The organism is Flavobacterium sp. TR2, from assembly GCF_025252405.1.
Classification (GTDB): Bacteria; Bacteroidota; Bacteroidia; order Flavobacteriales; family Flavobacteriaceae; genus Flavobacterium.
Genome location: NZ_CP104307.1, coordinates 2,265,968 through 2,286,037, shown reverse-complemented (window position 1 = coordinate 2,286,037; position 20,070 = coordinate 2,265,968). Strand labels below are relative to the sequence as shown.

Annotated in this window: 20 protein-coding genes; 18 read left to right on the top strand and 2 right to left on the bottom strand. The window is 35.9% G+C overall.

The window, feature by feature from the left end; translation table 11 throughout:
* Positions 1–39: 39 nt before the first annotated feature.
* The 18 genes from N4T20_RS10330 (at position 40) to N4T20_RS10245 (ending at position 16,263) form a co-directional block, all read left to right on the top strand.
* A complete protein-coding gene (locus N4T20_RS10330; RefSeq protein WP_260672920.1) occupies positions 40–312 on the top strand; it encodes a hypothetical protein in 273 nt (90 codons plus the stop codon).
* 262 nt (positions 313–574) lie between these two features.
* Entirely contained in the window at positions 575–1,405 is an 831-nt protein-coding gene (locus N4T20_RS10325) for a DUF5977 domain-containing protein (protein ID WP_260672919.1), read from the top strand.
* A 12-nt stretch (positions 1,406–1,417) separates the two neighbouring features.
* Positions 1,418–2,299 carry a Hint domain-containing protein gene (locus tag N4T20_RS10320; protein WP_260672918.1) on the top strand — a complete coding sequence of 294 codons (882 nt, stop codon included), beginning with the start codon at positions 1,418–1,420 and terminating at the stop codon, positions 2,297–2,299.
* 205 nt (positions 2,300–2,504) lie between these two features.
* Positions 2,505–2,966, top strand: coding sequence for a hypothetical protein (locus tag N4T20_RS10315; RefSeq protein ID WP_260672917.1), 462 nt, complete (start codon positions 2,505–2,507; stop codon positions 2,964–2,966).
* A 2-nt stretch (positions 2,967–2,968) separates the two neighbouring features.
* A complete protein-coding gene (locus N4T20_RS10310; protein ID WP_260672916.1) occupies positions 2,969–5,194 on the top strand; it encodes a BspA family leucine-rich repeat surface protein in 2,226 nt (741 codons plus the stop codon).
* Between the two features lie 70 nt (positions 5,195–5,264).
* Positions 5,265–5,729: a hypothetical protein gene (locus N4T20_RS10305; protein WP_260672915.1), complete on the top strand. Its 465-nt coding sequence runs from the start codon at positions 5,265–5,267 to the stop codon at positions 5,727–5,729.
* Positions 5,730–5,731: 2 nt separating this feature from the next.
* Entirely contained in the window at positions 5,732–6,727 is a 996-nt protein-coding gene (locus N4T20_RS10300; RefSeq protein WP_260672914.1) for a hypothetical protein, read from the top strand.
* Positions 6,728–6,772: 45 nt separating this feature from the next.
* Positions 6,773–6,910, top strand: coding sequence for a hypothetical protein (locus tag N4T20_RS10295; RefSeq protein WP_260672913.1), 138 nt, complete (start codon positions 6,773–6,775; stop codon positions 6,908–6,910).
* Positions 6,911–6,954: 44 nt separating this feature from the next.
* Positions 6,955–7,080, top strand: coding sequence for a hypothetical protein (locus N4T20_RS10290; RefSeq protein WP_260672912.1), 126 nt, complete (start codon positions 6,955–6,957; stop codon positions 7,078–7,080).
* Between the two features lie 361 nt (positions 7,081–7,441).
* On the top strand, positions 7,442–8,152 hold the full coding sequence (locus N4T20_RS10285) for a hypothetical protein (RefSeq protein ID WP_260672911.1): 711 nt from the start codon (positions 7,442–7,444) through the stop codon (positions 8,150–8,152).
* Positions 8,153–8,186: 34 nt separating this feature from the next.
* The gene (locus N4T20_RS10280; protein ID WP_260672910.1) at positions 8,187–8,516 is read left to right on the top strand and encodes a hypothetical protein; all 330 of its coding nucleotides are present in this window, start codon (positions 8,187–8,189) and stop codon (positions 8,514–8,516) included.
* A 6-nt stretch (positions 8,517–8,522) separates the two neighbouring features.
* Positions 8,523–9,137 (top strand): hypothetical protein, encoded by a 615-nt coding sequence (locus N4T20_RS10275; protein ID WP_260672909.1) that lies wholly within the window; start codon positions 8,523–8,525, stop codon positions 9,135–9,137.
* Positions 9,121–10,038 carry a hypothetical protein gene (locus N4T20_RS10270; RefSeq protein WP_260672908.1) on the top strand — a complete coding sequence of 306 codons (918 nt, stop codon included), beginning with the start codon at positions 9,121–9,123 and terminating at the stop codon, positions 10,036–10,038. The genes N4T20_RS10275 and N4T20_RS10270 overlap by 17 nt, the downstream gene beginning before the upstream one ends.
* Positions 10,039–10,099: 61 nt before the next feature.
* On the top strand, positions 10,100–12,889 hold the full coding sequence (locus tag N4T20_RS10265) for a pyocin knob domain-containing S74 family peptidase (RefSeq protein ID WP_260672907.1): 2,790 nt from the start codon (positions 10,100–10,102) through the stop codon (positions 12,887–12,889).
* Entirely contained in the window at positions 12,889–13,461 is a 573-nt protein-coding gene (locus N4T20_RS10260; protein ID WP_260672906.1) for a hypothetical protein, read from the top strand. Before N4T20_RS10265 ends, N4T20_RS10260 begins: the two co-directional genes overlap by 1 nt.
* Positions 13,461–14,288 carry a DUF6734 family protein gene (locus tag N4T20_RS10255; protein WP_260672905.1) on the top strand — a complete coding sequence of 276 codons (828 nt, stop codon included), beginning with the start codon at positions 13,461–13,463 and terminating at the stop codon, positions 14,286–14,288. Before N4T20_RS10260 ends, N4T20_RS10255 begins: the two co-directional genes overlap by 1 nt.
* Before the next feature lie 207 nt (positions 14,289–14,495).
* A complete protein-coding gene (locus N4T20_RS10250; protein WP_260672904.1) occupies positions 14,496–16,100 on the top strand; it encodes a class I SAM-dependent methyltransferase in 1,605 nt (534 codons plus the stop codon).
* 7 nt (positions 16,101–16,107) lie between these two features.
* A complete protein-coding gene (locus N4T20_RS10245) occupies positions 16,108–16,263 on the top strand; it encodes a hypothetical protein (RefSeq protein WP_260672903.1) in 156 nt (51 codons plus the stop codon).
* Positions 16,264–16,464: 201 nt separating this feature from the next.
* On the opposite strand, the gene N4T20_RS10240 is transcribed toward N4T20_RS10245, so the two are convergent.
* A complete protein-coding gene (locus N4T20_RS10240; RefSeq protein ID WP_260672902.1) occupies positions 16,465–18,282 on the bottom strand; it encodes an alkaline phosphatase in 1,818 nt (605 codons plus the stop codon).
* A gap of 244 nt (positions 18,283–18,526) precedes the next feature.
* On the bottom strand, positions 18,527–20,062 hold the full coding sequence (locus tag N4T20_RS10235; RefSeq protein WP_260672901.1) for a RagB/SusD family nutrient uptake outer membrane protein: 1,536 nt from the start codon (positions 20,060–20,062) through the stop codon (positions 18,527–18,529).
* Positions 20,063–20,070: the final 8 nt, after the last annotated feature.

The window sequence follows — 20,070 nt, the reverse complement described above, 5'->3', positions numbered from 1 at the left end:
TCTTAGAACAAAATTCAAAACATTAAAAACAAATAAAAAATGAAAACACAAGAAATCAATAAAGAAGAAGCAAAAACAATCAACGCTGAGCAATTAAAGAAATTAAAGGATTTTAATGCCTTTATGGACAAGGCGAGATTATCGTTGGGAGAATTGTCTATTCAATACGAGTTTCAAAAAGCAGATATCTTAAGCCAGATTGCCGTTCAGCAGCAAAACTTCAACGAACTGGAAAAAGCCATTAAAGATGAGCACGGAGATATTCGCATAAACATTGAAACTGGCGAAATTGTAAAACAGGAACAAAAATAATCCTTGAAAATATTTTTTAAATAGTTGTTTAGGAACCACAAATTTAATAGCCTTCGTGGCGTGGTTCCTATCAACTTTACTACTCCCCTCTCACAATTTTTGTCTATTTACTTTTAGACAATCTGCTTACATATTGCTTTTTTATAAAAATTCAATTTACTGTACGAAATCAAATCATAAAAAGTGAGATCAAAAAGCGCGTAAAAAGCGGTTTTTTCACCTCTTCAAACTTAGTTATTGCCTCAAGCAAACCTTCGCTAAGTTGAGACAAATCATAATCAATTATAAACAAAGTATGGAATATTACAATATAGCCAGGTCATTGACTGCGGCAAAAAATGATTGCGCTGCCGGAGTCATGGGCACTTCCGTCACGCTTACTGCAAATGCAAATCAATTTGTATCTACCATTAGTGTCGAAGATGCCAATGCAAAAGCTGATGCATGGTTATCGGCAAACGTTCAGGCTTATGCAAATAACGCGGGTTCTTGTAGAGCTACTGCCTGGAGAGGAATAAATCCTTCTTGTGTTGTTGAACCCGATGTAACATTATCTCCTTTCAACTACATGGTTATTAGATATAAATGGGCATTGGGAGCAGGAGAAGATTTTGACACTTATACCGGAATTGTTAATTCGGGAACATCCTTAGACAATAAATGGATGGGATGGGGTCACGGATTTAATAACGAAATTCCAGTAAATGCCCTAGCAGCCGATTCTTACATCATGTGGGCTGGCGATAATACGCAAGCAAATGGTGTAGAAAGTTGTCTTGTGAATTTCAGTAAAATAATAGCCGACAACCCTACTTTAAATACTGTTCAAGTAAGAATGGCGGGATCATGGTACAGAAAATTAGGCACTGGAAATATCGATGTTGAGATAGTGACCTATCTGGGCGGTACAATGGTAAAATCAGGATATGACATGATCAATGTTGGCGGAACTCTAGTTGATCAGAAGAACTTTTCTAAAAAAGTTTCAATCCAAGGTACCAATCTAGCCAAGAATATTGAAGCTGTTACTAATCTCGGATACATCACTTACATTAAAGATTCATCTACAGGACGAATCGTAATTAAATATTAAAACCAAAAAAATATGGGAAATACAGGATATAAATCTTTTGCCAATCTAGAGTTATACTATACAGATAATGGCAGCCCTACAGGAGCAGACCCAAAACCAAATGTAGTTACAGATCCCGATTATATTGCACCCGTTTTAGATACTGCCACTTGCGCTCCAAGCATAAGATATTATAGTGTAGAAAAAAGACGGAGCGCCCAAAAAAATAACTGCGGAGCAGGATACAGCGGCAGCATCGTGACACTTGTCGCCGATGCAAATCTATTTTTTTCTACCGTAAGTCTTGCCGACGCCAATGCACAAGCCGATGCATGGTTGGCAGCAAATGTACAGACTCACGCAAACAATGCGGGAACGTGCGAAATCACATATACACCACCAACTGGAGGTGGAGGTGGTGGAACCGGATGTCTCGTTGAAGGCACGCTTATCACATTGCCTGATGGCAAAAGAAAAGCAATTGAAGAACTGACTCTCGACCAGCTATTGCTTTCCTCTGAAATTGAAACTCTTAATGATACCAATAATGCTGAAGAGTTATACAAATGGTCTTGCGGTCACTTGTCTGAAAACAGAATTACTTCTCCAATAACGAAACTCTCTCATAAAGTCGCCTATAAAACAATTATTGTAAATGATGGCTTGCTTGAAGCCACACCTAGCCACCTGCAATTAATTCAGCGCGATGGTCATTGGCGATTTATTCCTTTGGGAGATATTTTGGTTGGAGATAATTTATACACGATAGATAAAGAAGTTATACCTGTTACAGCCGTAACAGTCAATTTAGAAAAGCGAAACATCTATCCAATGACACTAAATCCATTTCACACCTTTTTTGCTAATGGAATTTTAACACATAACTACAAACAACCTCTGGCAAATAACGATTAAAAAGGGATGTCAACTTTGACAAATAAAAATTGTTCTTTCCTATTAAGAGTCTCATAAGTATTTAATCCAAATTCTACAGAAAAAATCTTTTTTAATTGACCATCAAAAAAAATAGTCAAAAGAAAAAATGACTGTGGAATTTGGATTTACGTGTATACTATTCCCTCAGAAAGGTTTTAAACAACTTGCAATTAACAATAAAAACATGAGCACAAACCATAACAGAATAAAAGTCGCTGACTTAGAAACAAATGAATCAAACAAAATCCTAATTACCAATGAAAGAGGTGAATTAACTTTTAATACTATTCCTGAGAAAACTTTTAAAACAGTTAATGGAGAATCAATCCTTGGAAACGGAGACATCGATTTATCAAATAAACAAGATATTTCGAATCAACTGGAAGTAAATTCAAACCAAACCATGCTTTCTAACTGGCATGGCAAAACCGTCCTTTTTACGGCCAACTGCACAATTACAGTACCTGCTTCATTGCCTCGAAGCTTCATCTTTAATGGAATCACCTTGCCTGGAGTAAGTGTGACTTGGGCAATTACAGCACCGCATACTTGGCTATTCGGAATCCCTTCAGTAACATCCGAAAAACAGATTTTCACTTTTACGAAAAGAGGCAATACAAATAGCGTTTTATTATTAGGAGTATAATTATGGGAGCTTTATTACAAAATACTGTTTTCGGAAGAAGTAAAAATTCTTTTGTTTCTACTTGGAGAACTTCAAATACATCTACCGGATCTAGTACCGCCACGCAAGTGAGACTCCCATTAGTTTCGTCGGGAACATACAATTTCACTGTTGATTGGGGAGATGGAAGTTCTAGCAAAATCACTGCTTGGAATCAATCTGAGATTACGCATACTTATGCCGCAGCAGGAGATTATACGATTAAAATAAGTGGTACTTGCACGGGATGGCAATTTAATAATAATGGAGACCGATTAAAATTATTATCTATACAATCATGGGGAAAATTAAGACTTGGAGCTACGTTTGCGCAATTTAATGGATGTAGCAATTTGAATCTATCAGGTGTTTCAGATGTGTTGGATTTGACGGGAACAACATCATTATCAAACTGTTTTGCTGCTTGTTCTGTATTAAATACAGTTAACTTTATGAATGACTGGAACACGTCAGGAATAACAAATATGATTGGTATGTTTGTTGGAGCCATTAATTTCAATCAAAACATTAGCAATTGGAATACGGCAAACGTTACATCAATGGCTGCTATGTTTGATGGAGCCGCTTCTTTCAATCAGCCAGTAGGTTCTTGGAACACTTCTAATGTAACAAGTATGGGTAATATGTTTAGAAGCGCAACTAATTTTAATCAGAATATAGGCGCATGGAATGTATCAAAAGTTACCAATTTTTCTCAATTCCTTATAAATACAAATTTTAATAATGGTGGCAGTCCAGAAATTAATAATTGGACAATTAATACATCTGCAAGTGTAAACATGAGTAATATGTTTACTTCATGCTCATCATTCAATCAGCCTTTAGGCAGTTGGAACACATCGAAGGTGACGACAATGCAAAGTATGTTTGCGGGAGCAACAGTCTTCAATCAAAACATCGGTTCTTGGAATGTTTCTGCAGTTACTAATTTTGCAGGTATGTTTCAAGGCGCAAGCGTATTTAATAACGGAGGAAGCAACACAATTAATAATTGGAATACTTTGGCATTGACAACAATACAAAGTATGTTTCAATCGGCTACTGCGTTCAATCAGCCAATAGGCTCGTGGAATATGTCACTTGTTACAAATATGCAACAATCATTTAATAGCGCTTCATCGTTTAATCAAAATTTAGGAGCGTGGACTGTATCTGCTGTAACTAATTTTGCAAGTATGTTTTTATTTGCGTCAGCTTTCAATAATGGTGGAAGCAATTCAATAAACAATTGGGTGATTAATACAAGTGCAAGTGTTGCAATGAACGGTATGTTTCAATCAGCATCTGCGTTCAATCAGCCTTTAAGTAATTGGAATACATCAAAAGTGACAACGATGGCTGCCATGTTTCAAAATGCAAACTTATTTAATCAAAATTTAGGAGCTTGGAATGTGTCGAATGTTACAACTTTTCAAAATATGTTCAGGGCAAATCCTGCTTTCAACAATGGCGGAAGTAATACCATTAATAATTGGGTATTGAAATCTACAGGAGATATAAATGTTTCTGGAATGTTCAATGCAACAGTTGCGTTTAATCAGCCGCTTGGAAATTGGAATACGTCAAATATTACATCTATGACAAGTATGTTCGGATTTGCTACAGGATTCAATCAAAACTTAGGCGCTTGGAATGTGTCAAAAGTTGTGAATTTCTTATCGATGTTTGATGCAGCAACAATTTTTAATAATGGAGGCAGTTCAGACATTAATAATTGGGTGATTAATACAAGCGAAAGTGTAAGTATGAGCAGAATGTTTGCAGGTTCAAGCATCAACCAACCTCTTAATTCTTGGAATGTTTCAAGTGTGAGTAATATGTCTGGTATGTTTGAATCATGTCAGTATTTTAATCAAAATATTGATTCTTGGAACACCGCGGCCGTTACGAATATGTCTGGAATGTTTGGCGCTACCAATGGCGCATTTGTAACTGCTTTCGATCAAAATATAGGAATGTGGAATGTGTCAAATGTAATCAATTTTACAGATTTCATGAGGTTTAAAAGGGTTAATAAATTATCAATGGCAAATTTGGATGCAATTTATAATGGTTGGAGCAGCAGACCAGTTAAACCAAATATTACAATAACATTTGGAAGTGCAAAATATACCTCTGCATCAAGCGCAGGAAGAGCAATTTTGACAGGTTCGCCTAATAATTGGGTAATTACTGATGGAGGAATATAAATGCATTCTGCTAAATTCTTTTTTAAAGCCTCTTAGACAAACATTTTAACACATATAAAATACTAAAATAATGAGCACAAACCATAACAGAATAAAAGTCGCTGACTTAGAAACAAATGAATCAAACAAAATCCTAATTACCAATGAAAGAGGTGAATTAACTTTTAATACTATTCCTGAGAAAACTTTTAAAACGATCACTGGTGTATCAATTTTGGGAAACGGAGATATAGCCTTAGCAAACAAGCAAGATGTTTCTAATCAGGTTAGCGTAACATTGCCCGCAACAGTTCAAGATTCATGGCATGGAAAAACGGTAAAATTTACAGGGACAGGAATCTTAACAATCCCTAATTCGTTTATTAATTCAGGAATGTGTTTTGAAGGAATCACCAAGGTAGGAACATCTTTAACTTGGTCTATCACCTCTCCCAAAACATTTGAATTTGTAACGCCTCCTGCAGTAAGTGAAAAACAGATTTTTACATTCATGCAAAATGAGGGGCAGCATTCAATAATGATTTTAGGACTATAATTATGGGATTAAGAAAAACAATTTTTGGTCGCAAAAAAAGTAGTTTTTATCTCTATTTTAAGACTAAATCAAATTCAAGCATTTTTAATATACAATTGACACCAACTTACACCGGTATCATTAATGTAAAGCTTGTAGGACTTACATCAAACTTTATTTACTATGAGGGCTTACATACAAGTAACCAAAATTTTAATTTATCAAATAACACGATTAGTGAAGAAATAGGCTATTTTCTTTCAGTAAAAGAGTTTGTGTGTTTTTATATTAACTTACCAGCTAAAAGTGTTACAATGGTTGACTTTTCAAGATTTAGATGTACGTGGCGCTCTATCAATCAACTCCAAAATAATAACATCACAGCTTGTGTTTGGGGAGGTGCTCATCTTTCAACATCTTCCATAGGCTATGACTTTTCAGGCAACTTAAATTTTACTGAAACCATGCTTCCTATTAATTCGACCTCTACAAGTGCGTTCAGTGTTTTGAGTGTTGCTGAAACTAAAGTCACTGATGTTTATTTTTTACTGGATAATTTTCAAAATTTATCAGAACTCACTATTGGGAATTCTTTCAATAATTTTGCGTTTTCGGCACCAATTACCAGCTTAAAGCTCTCAAGGTTTACTATAAAGTCGGTACAGAATACCATATCCGATATAATATTTGAGAATTGCCCCATGCTAAAATTCTTTGATTTTCTTAGCATAAATATTCTAAACATTACCCTAAATAATTGTCCTTCATTCGAAACTTTTAACGCGTGGAACAATACATCAATACTTGATATTAATCGAATTGGAACTTCTAAAATTAAATCAATCAATATAGGAGCAAACAGATTTACATCAGCAATTAAGAATAAAATAATTGATTACTGTGTAGATGATGGTGAGTTAAATGGTTGGCTCCAAATTTCAAAAACACCAAATTCGCCAACAAACACATCTGGACTTGCTACTTTAAAATCAAGAGGTTGGACAGGGAATTCATTGTAATAAAAACAAAAATATCATAAGATTTAATCTAGAAATTAAAATGTGATGCGAGATGTTGAACAAGAGGCTCTAGTTAAAGTCATTATTGTAAGCCAGAATGCAAATCTGTTTGGGGTTACTTATATGGTTCTTAATCTCGATTTAGAAAATGATATTAAAAAAATTACTGTTAACTATTATTAGAATCCCTGTCTACTCTTACCCTTCAATAAAAAACAAAAAACATAATGAGCACAAACCATAACAGAATAAAAGTCGCTGACTTAGAAACAAATGAATCAAACAAGCAGGATGTTTCTAATCAGGTTAGCGTAACATTACCTACAGTGGCCCAAGATCAGTCATTAAAATAAACTTTCTAAACCCTTATGATTTGGCTGGTGCAATTACCTCTGAATCAATCGACTTATCAGCTATAATACCTGGAGGTAATTTTTACACTGTTAATTTTAGTCCTGATGGATCAAAGATGTTTTGGAGCTCATATTTTACAAGTATATGGGAATTTGACCTCTCTAAACCATTCAAAATAAATACAATTTTAAAAATAGTTTAAATACTGGCCAAACTGCAAATCCTCCAAATACTGATACGAAAAAACTTTACAACCTCATATAGTCGATAAAATTACCTCCAAAGATCTTCTTTCTGATTCGGAAATTGGACTTATAGCAATGCTTTCAAATATTATTTATTAACCAAAATAAACAAGTAATGGCTTTAAATTCTAGCGGCCCGTTATCATTGGGCAATATCTGTGCAGAGAAAAACATATCATCAACAAACGCTTCTCTGACGACATTATCTACAACGAATATTACTGCAGCAAGTAGTGCAAAGCCTAATGGAACCACTCCTCATAGCATCAGTGAATTTTACGGTTACAATCATGCAGCAATACCTCCTTCAATAACGATTACTAATTATAGTGCTGGATATCTTTATTTTACTTTAAGCGGAACAGGATATTCAACCTCTGCGATAACTGTTAAAAAAAGCACGGTCTCTGCAAGTGGACCTTGGTCAAATGACACTGGTTCACCCAGCTCGCCTAGAAATGTTGGCATTCCTTCAGCAACGACTTGGTACCAAATAGAAGATGCAATTAATCCGTCCATACTTTCTAATGTGTACCAATACCTAAAAACTGATAATACTCCTCCTCCTGCCCCTACTCTTACCGGGTCTTATAATAACCCTGGCAGAGCTCTCACTTTGTCATGGAACGTTGTTACAGACCCTTCTAGTCCGGTTACCTATAAACTTTATTCTAGCAATGTTTTTCAGACTAACAACACATCAAATACGGTAACCTTATATGGAGCGTGGATTAATCAGGGAAGCAATTCATGGACAGTAAGGGCTGTAGACGCTGCCGGCAACATCTCTGGCAATAGTAATGCCTATACATTCACCGCTTCATAAAAGTAATCACAGTTCAATTAAAACAATATAAAAAATGACAAAACTAATCAAACACAGTAAAGAGAATATCAATGTAAAACTAGAAGCCACAAATTACACCGCGACAAGCAATGATTTAAAAGGTCATCTCCAAGGTATTGATAATGCATTAGGAAATAATCCTGGAAATGGAACTTCTGATCAAAACAACTTTGTAAGGAACATTTACATTGATATCAATAGTCTAAATGCAAGTGAATCATCAGAAATTACAGCCGATATGCTTAATGAATATTTTGCAGGTTTACCCGATGAAGAAAAAACAATTTTAGACACCGACAGCAAAACAAATATTGTTGTTTTCAAACAGATTTATTCGAGCTAAAATGATATGAATGTTTATATCATTAGCTGGTTTAACAGCCGTTTAAATCGGGTTCATAGCTTTAAAAAGTTAATCCATTACTATTTAAAACTAGATTATAAAATAGTGGTTTTATGGATGAACGATGAAAAGCACAAAATTTTACATCCAAACATCAGCTACATCAATTCTGAGGTAATAAATGCATCTGCAGCCAGAAACAAACTTCTCAATATATTTTATAATTCAGATCAAAATGAGGCGATTTTTAGCGATGATGATGTACAAATCTTGACCTACGATTTACTGCAGGAAAACTTTAGTGGCAACGATATTATCTCCTTTATCAGCCATATAAATCGTAAACCGAAAACCTTCAGGTATCCGCTTTTCTCAAGCACGCTTTTTAAAATTAAAAAAAATAATTCTAGAATTTATTTTGACGAAAACCTGCAAGCAAACCAAGATCTAGATTTTGGCTACAACTGCTTTTTCAACAAATTGAAAATTAAAGAAGTGTACACTCAAAAACTCTACAACAATAAAGAAAATTCGGTAATGTTTCTAGATGAGGACGACCGGAAAAAAAAGAAAAAAGAAACATTTAACTTAATAAATAAAAAATATGGAATTACCCTATAATGCAGAAATTTTACATGTTATAGAATTAATCAACATAGGAAAAGGTCTGATCCCAGTCTTAAGTGACAGCAATCTATTGGCTATAAAAGAGCCATCAGAAAAGACTGTTCCCACAATGAGCGATATTATCCAAGTCTCAAATTCAAACGGATTTTGGGATAATTACTTTACCGTTTATCAAAATTCTTCTAGGGCCGGTTTTTCAATTAATAATTATAATTATTCAGACTTTTACCAGTTTCCAGTTTTGGAATTGGGTATTTTTAATTACTACGGAAATGGTCTGGCAAAAGGTTTCTCTTTTTATTATGACAAAACTATTTTTAATGACAACCAACAAAAAGGAATAGAATATGAAAGTGTAGACCCGCTTTATGCAACTGTAAATACTTTGGCTACCAGAGGATTTGTCCTTAAAACAAAATACAAGCATATTTCTGAAAATAACACCGAAGAAGGTGTTTACAATGTTACAGAAGAGGATTTAGGAAAAACTCTTATTGTTTCGGCGCCAATTCCAATTTCAATAAAACTTGAAGCTATTACCGAATTTAGCTTTGAAGTTTTTAATAACTCCCAATTTCCAGTTACGATCTCTTCTCCAGATCCGCTGGTTTCTTTTTACAGCAAAGCAAATAGCAATACAATCAATATTAAGAAAAAAGGGTTAGTAAAAATATTCAATGGTTCTTTCACCCAATTATATCAAGTTGCTGGAGATATTGACAATACGGTAAACAACACAACAACCTCAGCATTAAACAGTTCACAGCTAAACACAGCATATCCTTCAGCAGAAACCGGATTTAAAGTGCCTTGCCTTAATATCGCTTCGGGAGCATTAATGTATGAAAAAACAGCAAATGGCTGGATACAGTATACTATACAAACCGTTAGTTAACACGTAAGGCCTATTTTATTTTTTCGTAAACGAGTAAAACTATTAATTTCAATCAATTCAAATGAGTACAAATCATAACAGAATAAGAGTATCCGACTTAGAAACAAATGGACCAAACAAAATCCTAATTACTAATGAAAAAGGCGAATTAACCTTTAATAATGCCAGTGAGTTAGGATTAGGTGCAAATAAATTCCGAAAAGAAAACTTTGAATTTACAGGTTCAAAAATATTTACCTTATCAGAACCGGCATTAAATGTTTTAGCAGTAATTGTAGATGGCATTACCTTAAACGGCACACCTGGCGCACCATTACAATACCGAATGAACACCTCTACATCATTAGAAATACTTGATGAAATGATTGTTGGTGAAGACTTTTGGGTAAGCATCACATACAATTATGCAGGATCTATTGACGGTGGACAGCCTGGAACTGGAAATTATACTGCAGATCAGATTACCGAAACAGCAAACAGAAAGTTTCAATCGGCAAACCAACAAGCTTTCAACGATGCAACTTCAAGCATTCAAACTCAATTAAACTCAAAAGAGCCATTGATAGCGGCAGGTACAAATGCTCAATATTTTAGAGGTGATAAAACTTGGCAAACTCTTGACAAATCAGCTGTTGGCTTAAGCAATGTTGACAATACCGCAGATGCCGTTAAAAATGTCCTTTCTTCCACTAAACTAACAACTGCTAGAACAATCAATGGTGTTTCTTTTGACGGATCGGCAAATATTACGATTACTGACACATCTAAAGAAAACAGCATTACCGCTGGTACAGCCTCACAATACTGGAGAGGAGATAAAACATGGCAGACTTTAAATACCGCGAATGTTCCCGAATCTACTAACTTGTATTTTTCTAATGCCCGTGCAATTGCTTCAACATTAACAGGCTACAGTTCTGCTTCGGGTACGATTTCAGCAACCGACACTGTCTTATCTGCTATAAATAAACTGAATGGCAATAATGACTTAAAAGCTCCTTTAGCTTCTCCTACATTTACAGGATCTGTAACTGCTCCAACATTTACAGGAACATTAACCGGAAATGCTTCTTCTGCTACAAAATTAGCAACTGCGAGAACAATTAATGGAGTTTCTTTTGACGGATCAGCAAATATTATAATCAATGCTGCCGATTCTACTGCGCGAATTGCTTCTAGCGAAAAAGGAGCCGCAAACGGAGTAGCAACTCTTGATGCCAGCGGAATTATTCCAACTTCTCAATTGCCAAGTTATGTTGATGATGTATTAGAATTTACAAACTTAGCAGGATTTCCTGCAACTGGCGAAACAGGAAAAATCTATATTGCAAAAGATACCAACAAAACCTATCGTTGGGGCGGATCTTCCTATGTCTACATTACAAGCGGCGCAGTAGACAGTGTTGCAGGTAAAACAGGTGTGGTGACATTAGCCAAAGCAGATGTTGGTTTGGCAAGTGTAGACAATACTGCAGATGCTTCTAAAAATGTTTTATCAGCCACTAAATTAACAACTGCCAGAACAATCAATGGCGTTTCTTTTGACGGATCGGCAAATATTACGATTCCTACTAATGATGCCGACAAAGTTCCTCATCAAGATGGTACTCGAACAGATCTTAATTACAATTCGGCCATTACTTCTGGTTTTTACAATGTCAACTCAACAGGAACAAATGGTCCTGGTTCATCGTATAACAATTTAATTGTTGTAAAAGGTATTGATACTGGTCTTCAGATTGCCGGAGGACATAATACAGATTCATTATGGTTCAGAGGATGGAGTTCTAACGGGACAACTTTTACGCCTTGGAGAAGAATATTGCATGATGGCAATTATAACTCATATTCGCCTTCTTTGACAGGTGCAGGCGCTAGCGGAAACTGGGGTATCAATATTAGCGGTAGTGCTGGAGGGGCTTCTAGATTTGTAGATCTTCTAGCCAATAGAACAGATGCTGCTGCCTATCCGATACTTTGGGGAGTAAATCAAGGAACAAATCCAATGACTGGTAACGCAACAACTTATGCCTTTTCTTGTGATGCAGTTAAAATTCAGTCAAGTACAGGAACCGTAATCGCTAATAACTTTAGCGGAAACGGAACGGGTCTTACTGGAACTGCTGGTTCATTAAATATTGGCGGAAATGCAGGCACTGCAACTTCTGCGCAAAGAATATCATTCAATGATGGTCCCCGAACATTAAGCGATCGTCTGCCAAATACATTTGCCAGAACAGTTAGTTTCGATTTTGTCAATTCGGCAACTGTCGGCGGTTCTGGAAATTATGGAGGAGTTATGACATTTTTCCCATGGGATGGTCTTACATCTTCTACTGGAGACTCTTCTTATCAACTTGCTTTTAGAAATGAAAGCGGTATAAACGGTTCTGGATTGCCAGGTCTAAGACTTCGTAAAGGAATTGATACAACATGGGGAGGATGGTATGATATTTTACATTCAGGTAATTATGCCTCTTTTTCAGCATTTTCGGGTGCCATAACTGGCGCTTCTTTAACAGTTACAGGAGATGTTACAGCTTTTTCTGATGCAAGGGTGAAAGAAAACATCAGACCAATTAAAAATGTTATCGAAAGAATTCAAGCCTCAAGGGGAGTTGTATACGACAGAATTGACAATGACCAAAAAGACAATATCGGTTTTATCGCTCAGGAACTTGAAGAAAATTTCCCTGAATTGGTACTTACACGCGAAGACGGAACCAAAGCTGTAAAATATCAAAATGCTGTTGCTGTATTATTTGAAGCAGTTAAAAAGCAGCAAACTCAAATTGAAGAACAGGATAAAAAACTAAAACTTATTCTTGAACATTTAAATTTAAATTTATAATGGCACTCTCAACAACTGGCCCACTTTCCATGGGAGATATAAATGTCGAATTAGGCAGAACTAGAACAGCATCCATATCTTTGGATGCTGCCGAAAATGGCAGTTATGCCACAATTAACCAAAATAGTTCTTCTAAGCCTTCTAGTTCAAATCCAGCGACAATTAGCGAATGGAGAGGATACAATCATACTGCAGCTTCTTCTGGAGGAGGATCTGGCGGTGGCGGTACAGTAAATACTGGCTACATACTAAATAGCACAGGACGTACAATTGATGCTGCTTTTATGTCTATTAAGGCAAATGGAACAATTGTCGCCTATAATGACTTTCCTTCATTAGCAGATGGTCAAATCTATCAATTCAATACATCGTACACTAATTTATTGTTTTCTAATGGAACATTCATTTTAGATTTAACGACTCCAACTATAGGTTTAACAACATCAAATTACATTTATATGACAGGCGGATCTACCAGCACAAGTGGCTACTTCAATAACAATGGAACTGTATTTTCTGCCACCGTCACTTCTTCAGGTCCACAATACTCGATCAATATAACCATCAAATAATGAAAATAGTTTACAGTTACTGGAATACTAGTAGCGGCTTGCAAAAACCCAGCAATTGGTTCAGCTCAAAATTAATGTTGTCGTCTATGGTCATCTCTGTACTCAATAGCTACAAACATTACGGAAGAGTCGAAATGGTGACTGACAGTGTAAGCAAAATATGGATAGAAAAATTAGGACTGCCATTTGAATCGATAAAAACTGATCTTGACGAACTGCAGAAATATGACAAAGGCTCATGGGCACTAGGAAAAATAAAAGCTTACAGCATCCAGAAAGAACCATTTTTGCACGTTGATCTAGACGTCATTCTATTTGAACCTTTTTCTAAAAAACTGATAACCAACGATCTTTACGTGCAAAATATTGAACCCTTTCATATCGATACGTACCATAAAACCTATATGCCTTATATTGAAATGCTAGAAAACCTCGGTACAAATTTGCCTTCTGGGTTCTCCAATAAAAAACAGGCGGTCAATCTCGGCATTTATGGCTGCAATAATCTTGAGTTTAATAAATTATTCTGTGATTCAGTATTTACTTTTATAGATCACAACGAAAAAAAATTCAAATCTCTTGTTCCCCTTCACAAATTGTGCGTCGTATGGGAGCAATACTTTTGGGCCGTCATTGCAGATCAATTAAAAATGACTGTAGGAACCATCATAGATCCTCATTACAAACTAGCAACTGAAAATGGATACACCCATTTGCTAGTTGATAAATACAAGGAAGGAGTAGCCGATAATTTTAGCGAATATGTGAAAAACGAATACCCACACTATTATCGATCGATTGAAGAAGTTTTAAAAAATAATACTTAAATAAACCATTTCGATAGCCTGACTAGGGCCAGCAAAAGAAGACTTTTGTCTTCCAATGCTGGCTTTGTTTTTTTAGGGTTATAATTAATTCATTTCATGCCTGCCATCTAGGTAGTCCTGCCTAAAATTGCCATTTTGAAGACAATTCTTTTTATTTCAACCAATCAAAAAAATCACTATTTTTAAACTAACCTTCACTCTTTTGTTATGAACGATAAATCACAGCTTTTAAGCTCCATTTTCAGACATCTCGACGGATTAGTTACGGCTCCTGTAGCAATCGCGCTCAAAAACAAATCTGTTTTAGAATTTATTTTAAACAAAAAACAGCTCACATTATCTGAGCTTACTGCTGCCTTTAATGCCAATGAAGGCTATCTGAATGTGGGTTTGAGAGTTTTGGCATCTCAAGGTTTTCTGGATTATGAAGTTGATAACAAAAAGCAGGAAATTACAATTTCAGTAAACGAAAAAACAAAAACGGCATTTTCACTGTTTTATCTCTATGAAGATGTAGTGAGTCTCCTTCAGCTGTCAATACAATTCCATCCGCGTTTGTTTGATGATGTTCCTTTTGAAAAACTCAACGCTATTTTTGAAAAATATAAAAAAAGATACGGAATTGAACCTTCAGACGATGTGCTGAAAAACAGCATTCAGGAACAGATTTTAAAACATATTGAAGGTTATCTGATTGGCCCAACAATTGTGCGGCTGGCAATGAACGGAATGTTTCATAAATATTTTATGGAAACATCTTTCAGACCCGAAGAATTTCATAAATCGCCAGAAAATTTTAAAAAAATCTTAGATTTCTTTGTCCATCTAGGCTGGTTTCTAGAAAAAAACGGCAATTACCAATTTACCGAAGCTGGTTTGTTTTTTGCCAAAAGAGCAAGTGCCTATGGCGTTACAGTTTCTTATCTTCCTACTTTTGCTAAAATCGAAGAATTGATTTTTGGCAATCCAAATATTTTAAGAACTGGTGAAGGCGAAAACGAAATTCATGTAGATCGTGAAATGAATGTTTGGGGAAGCGGCGGCGCTCATGATACTTATTTTAAAGTAGTCGACGAAATTCTGATCAAGCTTTTTAATCTTCCTATTGAAGAACAGCCTAAAGGAATCTTGGATATGGGATGCGGAAATGGCGCATTCCTGCAGCATATTTTTGAAGTAATCGACAGACAGACTTTAAGAGGAAAAATGCTCGACGAATATCCGCTGTTTCTAGTTGGAGCCGATTATAACCAAACCGCTTTAAAAGTAACCAGAGCCAATCTGATCAATGCAGATATTTGGGCAAAAGTAATCTGGGGCGATATTGGACGTCCTGATTTGCTTGCCAATGATTTGAAAGAAAATTATAATATTGATTTGAAAGATCTGCTGAACGTAAGGACTTTTTTAGACCATAACCGAATCTGGCAGGATCCTAACCATATTGACGAAAACAGAGTCAGCACCTCAACCGGTGCATTTGCGTACAGAGGAAAAAGAATTAGCAACAATCTGGCTGAAGACAATCTTTTGGAGCACCTTCAGAAATGGTCGCCGTATGTCCGCAAATTTGGTCTGCTTCTGATTGAACTTCATACTATAAATCCAAAACTTACAGCCCATAATTTAGGCCGAACTCCTGCAACAGCTTACGACGCCACGCACGGTTTTTCGGATCAGTATATTGTTGAAATTGATGTTTTTAACGCAATCGCAGCAGAAGCAGGATTATTTCCAGATAAATCAATTTTCAAAAGATTTCCTGATGCCGATACTGCAACGGTAAGTATTAATTTATTGAAAGGGAAATAAATTATAAATGCAGAATGTGAAACGTGAAATGTGGAAATTAGACAAACCATATATTTCGCCCCGTTGGGGCTCGTTTGTAAACCGCAATTCCAATTTCTACAAATATTTCGTCCCGATGGGACTTTTGAAAAAACATTTTCAAGCTTTAGGGACTTTTACATAAACATTTTTAAGCTCTGGAAGAGCGAAATATTTATAGATAAAAATTAAACGCACAAACAAAAAAAGCCCCAGCGGGGCGATATATTTATAGCTAAAAATTCAACACAAAGAAAAAAAGCTCCAGCGGAGCGATATATTTCTAAAATAAAAAAAGGAGCTCTTTTTGAGACGCTCCTTATAATTTGAATTTATCTAAAAGAAATTATTTCCCCAAAATCAACGCCATAATCTTGTCGTAAATTGCTGTGTTCTGATAAACTCCCATGAATTTTTCAGAACCTGGCCCATAGGCAAAAACAGGAACCGGAATTGCCGTGTGGTCATTGGTGCTAAAGCTTCCGTGAACATATCCTTTTTCAATGCTTCCGTCAATTAGAGACAATCCTCCCGTTTCATGATCTGCCGTTACGATTAATAATGTTTCCGGATTTTTATCTACAAATTCCATAGCCTGCCCCACCATTTTATCAAAATCCAGCATTTCTCTCACCACATATTCTACATTATTCTGGTGTCCGCCGTAATCAATTTGAGCGCCTTCAGCCATAATAAAAAACGGATTTTTTGTTTTCGAAAAAGTATTTGTCGCTTTCGCTAAAGATTTCGTTAGAAAATCTCCTCTTCCATTTTTCATAGAAACCACCGCTGCATCTTCTAAAACAACAAATCTGTTATTCTTGATCATATCCAAACTCGCAAATTTATCTGAGAAAGCATACCCTTTTTCAATTAAAATTTTAGACAGATCTCTTCCATCTTTTCTGGAAACAAATTCTTTCTGTCCTCCTCCAATTAAAATATCTGAAGGATTCGAAAGAAAATCATTTGCAATAGGTTCGCTTAAACTTCTTTCTGGCTGATGCGCATAGAACGCTGCTGGAGTTGCATCTGTAATATTTCCAGCAGAGATAATCGCCGTTTTATAGTTTTTCTTTGCCAGTTGCTGCGTCATTAATTCAAGCGGCTTACCATTTTCATCGACACTTATAAATCGATTATTGGTTTTATGTCCCGTAGCCATTGCCGTTGCGCCAGCTGCAGAATCTGTAATATAACTATCAGAAGCTTTTGTGATCGAGAATCCTTGTGTGGGAATATTGAACAGATTCAGCTGTCCTTTGTTTGCCGTGTAGCCAGAATAGATTTGCGTTAATCCCATTCCGTCTCCAATTAAGAGAATAACGTTTTTCGGGCGCTTATTCTTGAAAACATTTTTAGGAGCATAAGCTTGGTGAAATTCTGTATTCTGGTAAAATGTCGTTTTAATATTATTTATAAATTGAGTCAGCTCGGCTACTTTATCTGTTCCGATAAAATCAACTTTTAAATTCATCAAAGTCATATACGTATTCACATTGTCTTGCGTAGCCCAGAATCTTATCTTTTTGTTTTGATCGTGGACTTTTTTAATAATTGCCTGAATTTTTTCAGCATCTGGCTGTGTCAAAACACCTTTTCCGTTCCAAACTGTGATTTCATGCAAATCTTCGCTGATCATCTCAACTCTTGCCAATTGATCTTGAGTATAATTTTCATTCAGCCTTCCGTCAAAATAAATAAAATCTGGATATGCTGCCCAAATTGACTGCAAAGGCCTGTTTCCCGAAATAACCACTTTTATGTTTTTATTCAAAATAATATCTGGAAAAGCCTTTAACTGCTGTACAATTGCTTTTAGAGTCGAGTCAGCATCAGACTTAATATCAATCATTAAAATCAAAGGTTTATTGCTTGGATAAGCTTTCCCTTCTAGCGTTTTTAATTTAGCAGAAAGCGGTTCCAAATACAGACTTTTAAGTGTATTGTGAGAAGCAATTTCTTTAGAAGTGTGAGCCACAAACAATTCATTATTTACTAAAAAGACATCGGCTTCTATAACTCCTGTTTCGTTAGAATAGGCACCATAAAATGGCAATTTACTTTCGTAATCGTTATGAGAATGAATGTTAGACGAAGTGTACTCTTGCGCTTGAGCAAACAAGCAAAATTGAAGGCAAAAAAGGGTGATTATTTTTTTCATCGAAAATGATTTTATTCTTTTAAAGCTGTAGGTCACTTTATTCGAAATAGATTTTTGTAATTTATTTTAATACATAGAAACATAGCTTTTCTTTATGCATAAAGACGTTTCACTTGTTTAAAGGCACATAGTGAAAAGTAATCTTGTCATTACTCAGAATGACAATCTTTACTTTTTTACAACTGCAGTCTCCTGACTAAGACTGCAGCGTAAAAAAAATAAAAAAACACAATGAAATTACGTATTACCAGCCTTGGTTTTGAGTCAAAGCACCTTTACTCACTGCAATTTCATCTGGCGGTATTGGCCAAACATGATGAATTGCAGGATTGAAATTACGAGCAGGATAAATAACGCTTCCGTTATAATGGTGCAATGGTTTTGCATAAGTTTCTTTCGCATCTCCCCAACGCACTAAATCAAAATGGCGGTCAGTCCATTCGCCTGCCAGCTCACATCTTCTTTCTCTTTTTAAATCGACCATTGTTGCTCCAGAAATATCCGCAAGACCTGCTCGGTGGCGAATCATGTTGATTTCTGCATCTGCATTTTGGCCTTTCATTAGTTTCGCTTCCGCTAACATCAAAATCACATCGGCGTAACGTAAAAGAGGAACGTTTAAAGCTGTTGAAGGCTTGTCACCATTGGCATTTACATAACGAATATCTACTCCACCCGAAGTTGTTTTTGGATAACTGAATGGCTCCATATATTTTTTAAACTGATAACCTGTTCTATTACTTGAACTTACTACGTGGCTGCCTTCATTGAAAGTTACAGTCTCTCCGAAATAAACAAATTTGTCTCCCTTTTGCAAAATTGTAGCGCTGCGTCTTTTGTCGTTTGGAGCATACGTATCAAACAATTCCTTTGTCGGATAGAAATTTCCCCAACCGTTATAAACTCCCCATCCTTTATCTTCTAGACAAACTCCAGGAAAAATAGAACCTAAAGAAGTATTTTCTGCACTTGATGTTACAGACCAGATATATTCTGAAGACCAGTTGTTGCTGATTTTAAATACATCTTCAAAATTGTCCAATAATTTGTGCTTTCCGCTAGCCACAATCATGTTGGCATATTTGATGGCATTGTCCCAATCTTTTGCGTACAAGTAAGTACGAACCAAATATGCCCAGGCCGCAGTTTTGTGAGCTCGTCCGCGATTGTCTGGCGTAAGCTGATCAAAATAAGGCAATAAATCTGCTGCTTTGATTAAATCTGCTGCAATGTAAGCGTAATTTTCGGCTACATTTTTTGCGCGAGGCACATAAACATTTGTCGGGTTTGCTCTGTCCTGAATCGGAATTCCTGCACGATCGTCTCCATAGTGGTATGCTAGTTCTAAATGCATTACAGCATGGTTAAAATAAGCTTCGCCCAACATTCCGTTTTTTGTTTTTTCGTCCAATGCAATATTTGGAATATTACGAATCACGTCGTTGCATCGTTTCATAATTTCGTAGTGAATTCTCCAAATATCTTTCGTATCCGATTCTGATCCGTCTACAATAAAATTTTTGATTCTTTCTGCGTTTTGTCTTGGTTTTGTTCCAATATCATCACTGGCATTATTCAACCAAAAGAAACCGCGACCGTACATATTATCATCTGAGTACAAAGCATAAATTGCATTTACTCCTGCTTTTGCATCTGCTGGCGTTTTCCAGAAATTCCCGCTCGAAGGAGCTCCTTGCGGCACAACATCAAGTTCGCTTTCGCAAGCCGAAGTGCTTACCAAAAGCACAAAACTCAATAATAAAAGACTTATTTTTTTCATTTTAATTG

What these genes read in the sequence shown, in the direction of transcription:
- N4T20_RS10235 (WP_260672901.1), bottom strand. Translation starts at nt 20,062, where the DNA reads ATGAAAAAAATAAGTCTTTTATTATTGAGTTTTGTGCTTTTGGTAAGC.
- N4T20_RS10295 (WP_260672913.1), top strand. Translation starts at nt 6,773, where the DNA reads ATGCGAGATGTTGAACAAGAGGCTCTAGTTAAAGTCATTATTGTAAGC.
- N4T20_RS10275 (WP_260672909.1), top strand. Translation starts at nt 8,523, where the DNA reads ATGAATGTTTATATCATTAGCTGGTTTAACAGCCGTTTAAATCGGGTT.
- N4T20_RS10320 (WP_260672918.1), top strand. Translation starts at nt 1,418, where the DNA reads ATGGGAAATACAGGATATAAATCTTTTGCCAATCTAGAGTTATACTAT.
- N4T20_RS10265 (WP_260672907.1), top strand. Translation starts at nt 10,100, where the DNA reads ATGAGTACAAATCATAACAGAATAAGAGTATCCGACTTAGAAACAAAT.
- N4T20_RS10250 (WP_260672904.1), top strand. Translation starts at nt 14,496, where the DNA reads ATGAACGATAAATCACAGCTTTTAAGCTCCATTTTCAGACATCTCGAC.
- N4T20_RS10270 (WP_260672908.1), top strand. Translation starts at nt 9,121, where the DNA reads ATGGAATTACCCTATAATGCAGAAATTTTACATGTTATAGAATTAATC.
- N4T20_RS10290 (WP_260672912.1), top strand. Translation starts at nt 6,955, where the DNA reads ATGAGCACAAACCATAACAGAATAAAAGTCGCTGACTTAGAAACAAAT.
- N4T20_RS10310 (WP_260672916.1), top strand. Translation starts at nt 2,969, where the DNA reads ATGGGAGCTTTATTACAAAATACTGTTTTCGGAAGAAGTAAAAATTCT.
- N4T20_RS10245 (WP_260672903.1), top strand. Translation starts at nt 16,108, where the DNA reads ATGCAGAATGTGAAACGTGAAATGTGGAAATTAGACAAACCATATATT.
- N4T20_RS10285 (WP_260672911.1), top strand. Translation starts at nt 7,442, where the DNA reads ATGGCTTTAAATTCTAGCGGCCCGTTATCATTGGGCAATATCTGTGCA.
- N4T20_RS10280 (WP_260672910.1), top strand. Translation starts at nt 8,187, where the DNA reads ATGACAAAACTAATCAAACACAGTAAAGAGAATATCAATGTAAAACTA.
- N4T20_RS10330 (WP_260672920.1), top strand. Translation starts at nt 40, where the DNA reads ATGAAAACACAAGAAATCAATAAAGAAGAAGCAAAAACAATCAACGCT.
- N4T20_RS10300 (WP_260672914.1), top strand. Translation starts at nt 5,732, where the DNA reads ATGGGATTAAGAAAAACAATTTTTGGTCGCAAAAAAAGTAGTTTTTAT.
- N4T20_RS10255 (WP_260672905.1), top strand. Translation starts at nt 13,461, where the DNA reads ATGAAAATAGTTTACAGTTACTGGAATACTAGTAGCGGCTTGCAAAAA.
- N4T20_RS10315 (WP_260672917.1), top strand. Translation starts at nt 2,505, where the DNA reads ATGAGCACAAACCATAACAGAATAAAAGTCGCTGACTTAGAAACAAAT.
- N4T20_RS10305 (WP_260672915.1), top strand. Translation starts at nt 5,265, where the DNA reads ATGAGCACAAACCATAACAGAATAAAAGTCGCTGACTTAGAAACAAAT.
- N4T20_RS10260 (WP_260672906.1), top strand. Translation starts at nt 12,889, where the DNA reads ATGGCACTCTCAACAACTGGCCCACTTTCCATGGGAGATATAAATGTC.
- N4T20_RS10240 (WP_260672902.1), bottom strand. Translation starts at nt 18,282, where the DNA reads ATGAAAAAAATAATCACCCTTTTTTGCCTTCAATTTTGCTTGTTTGCT.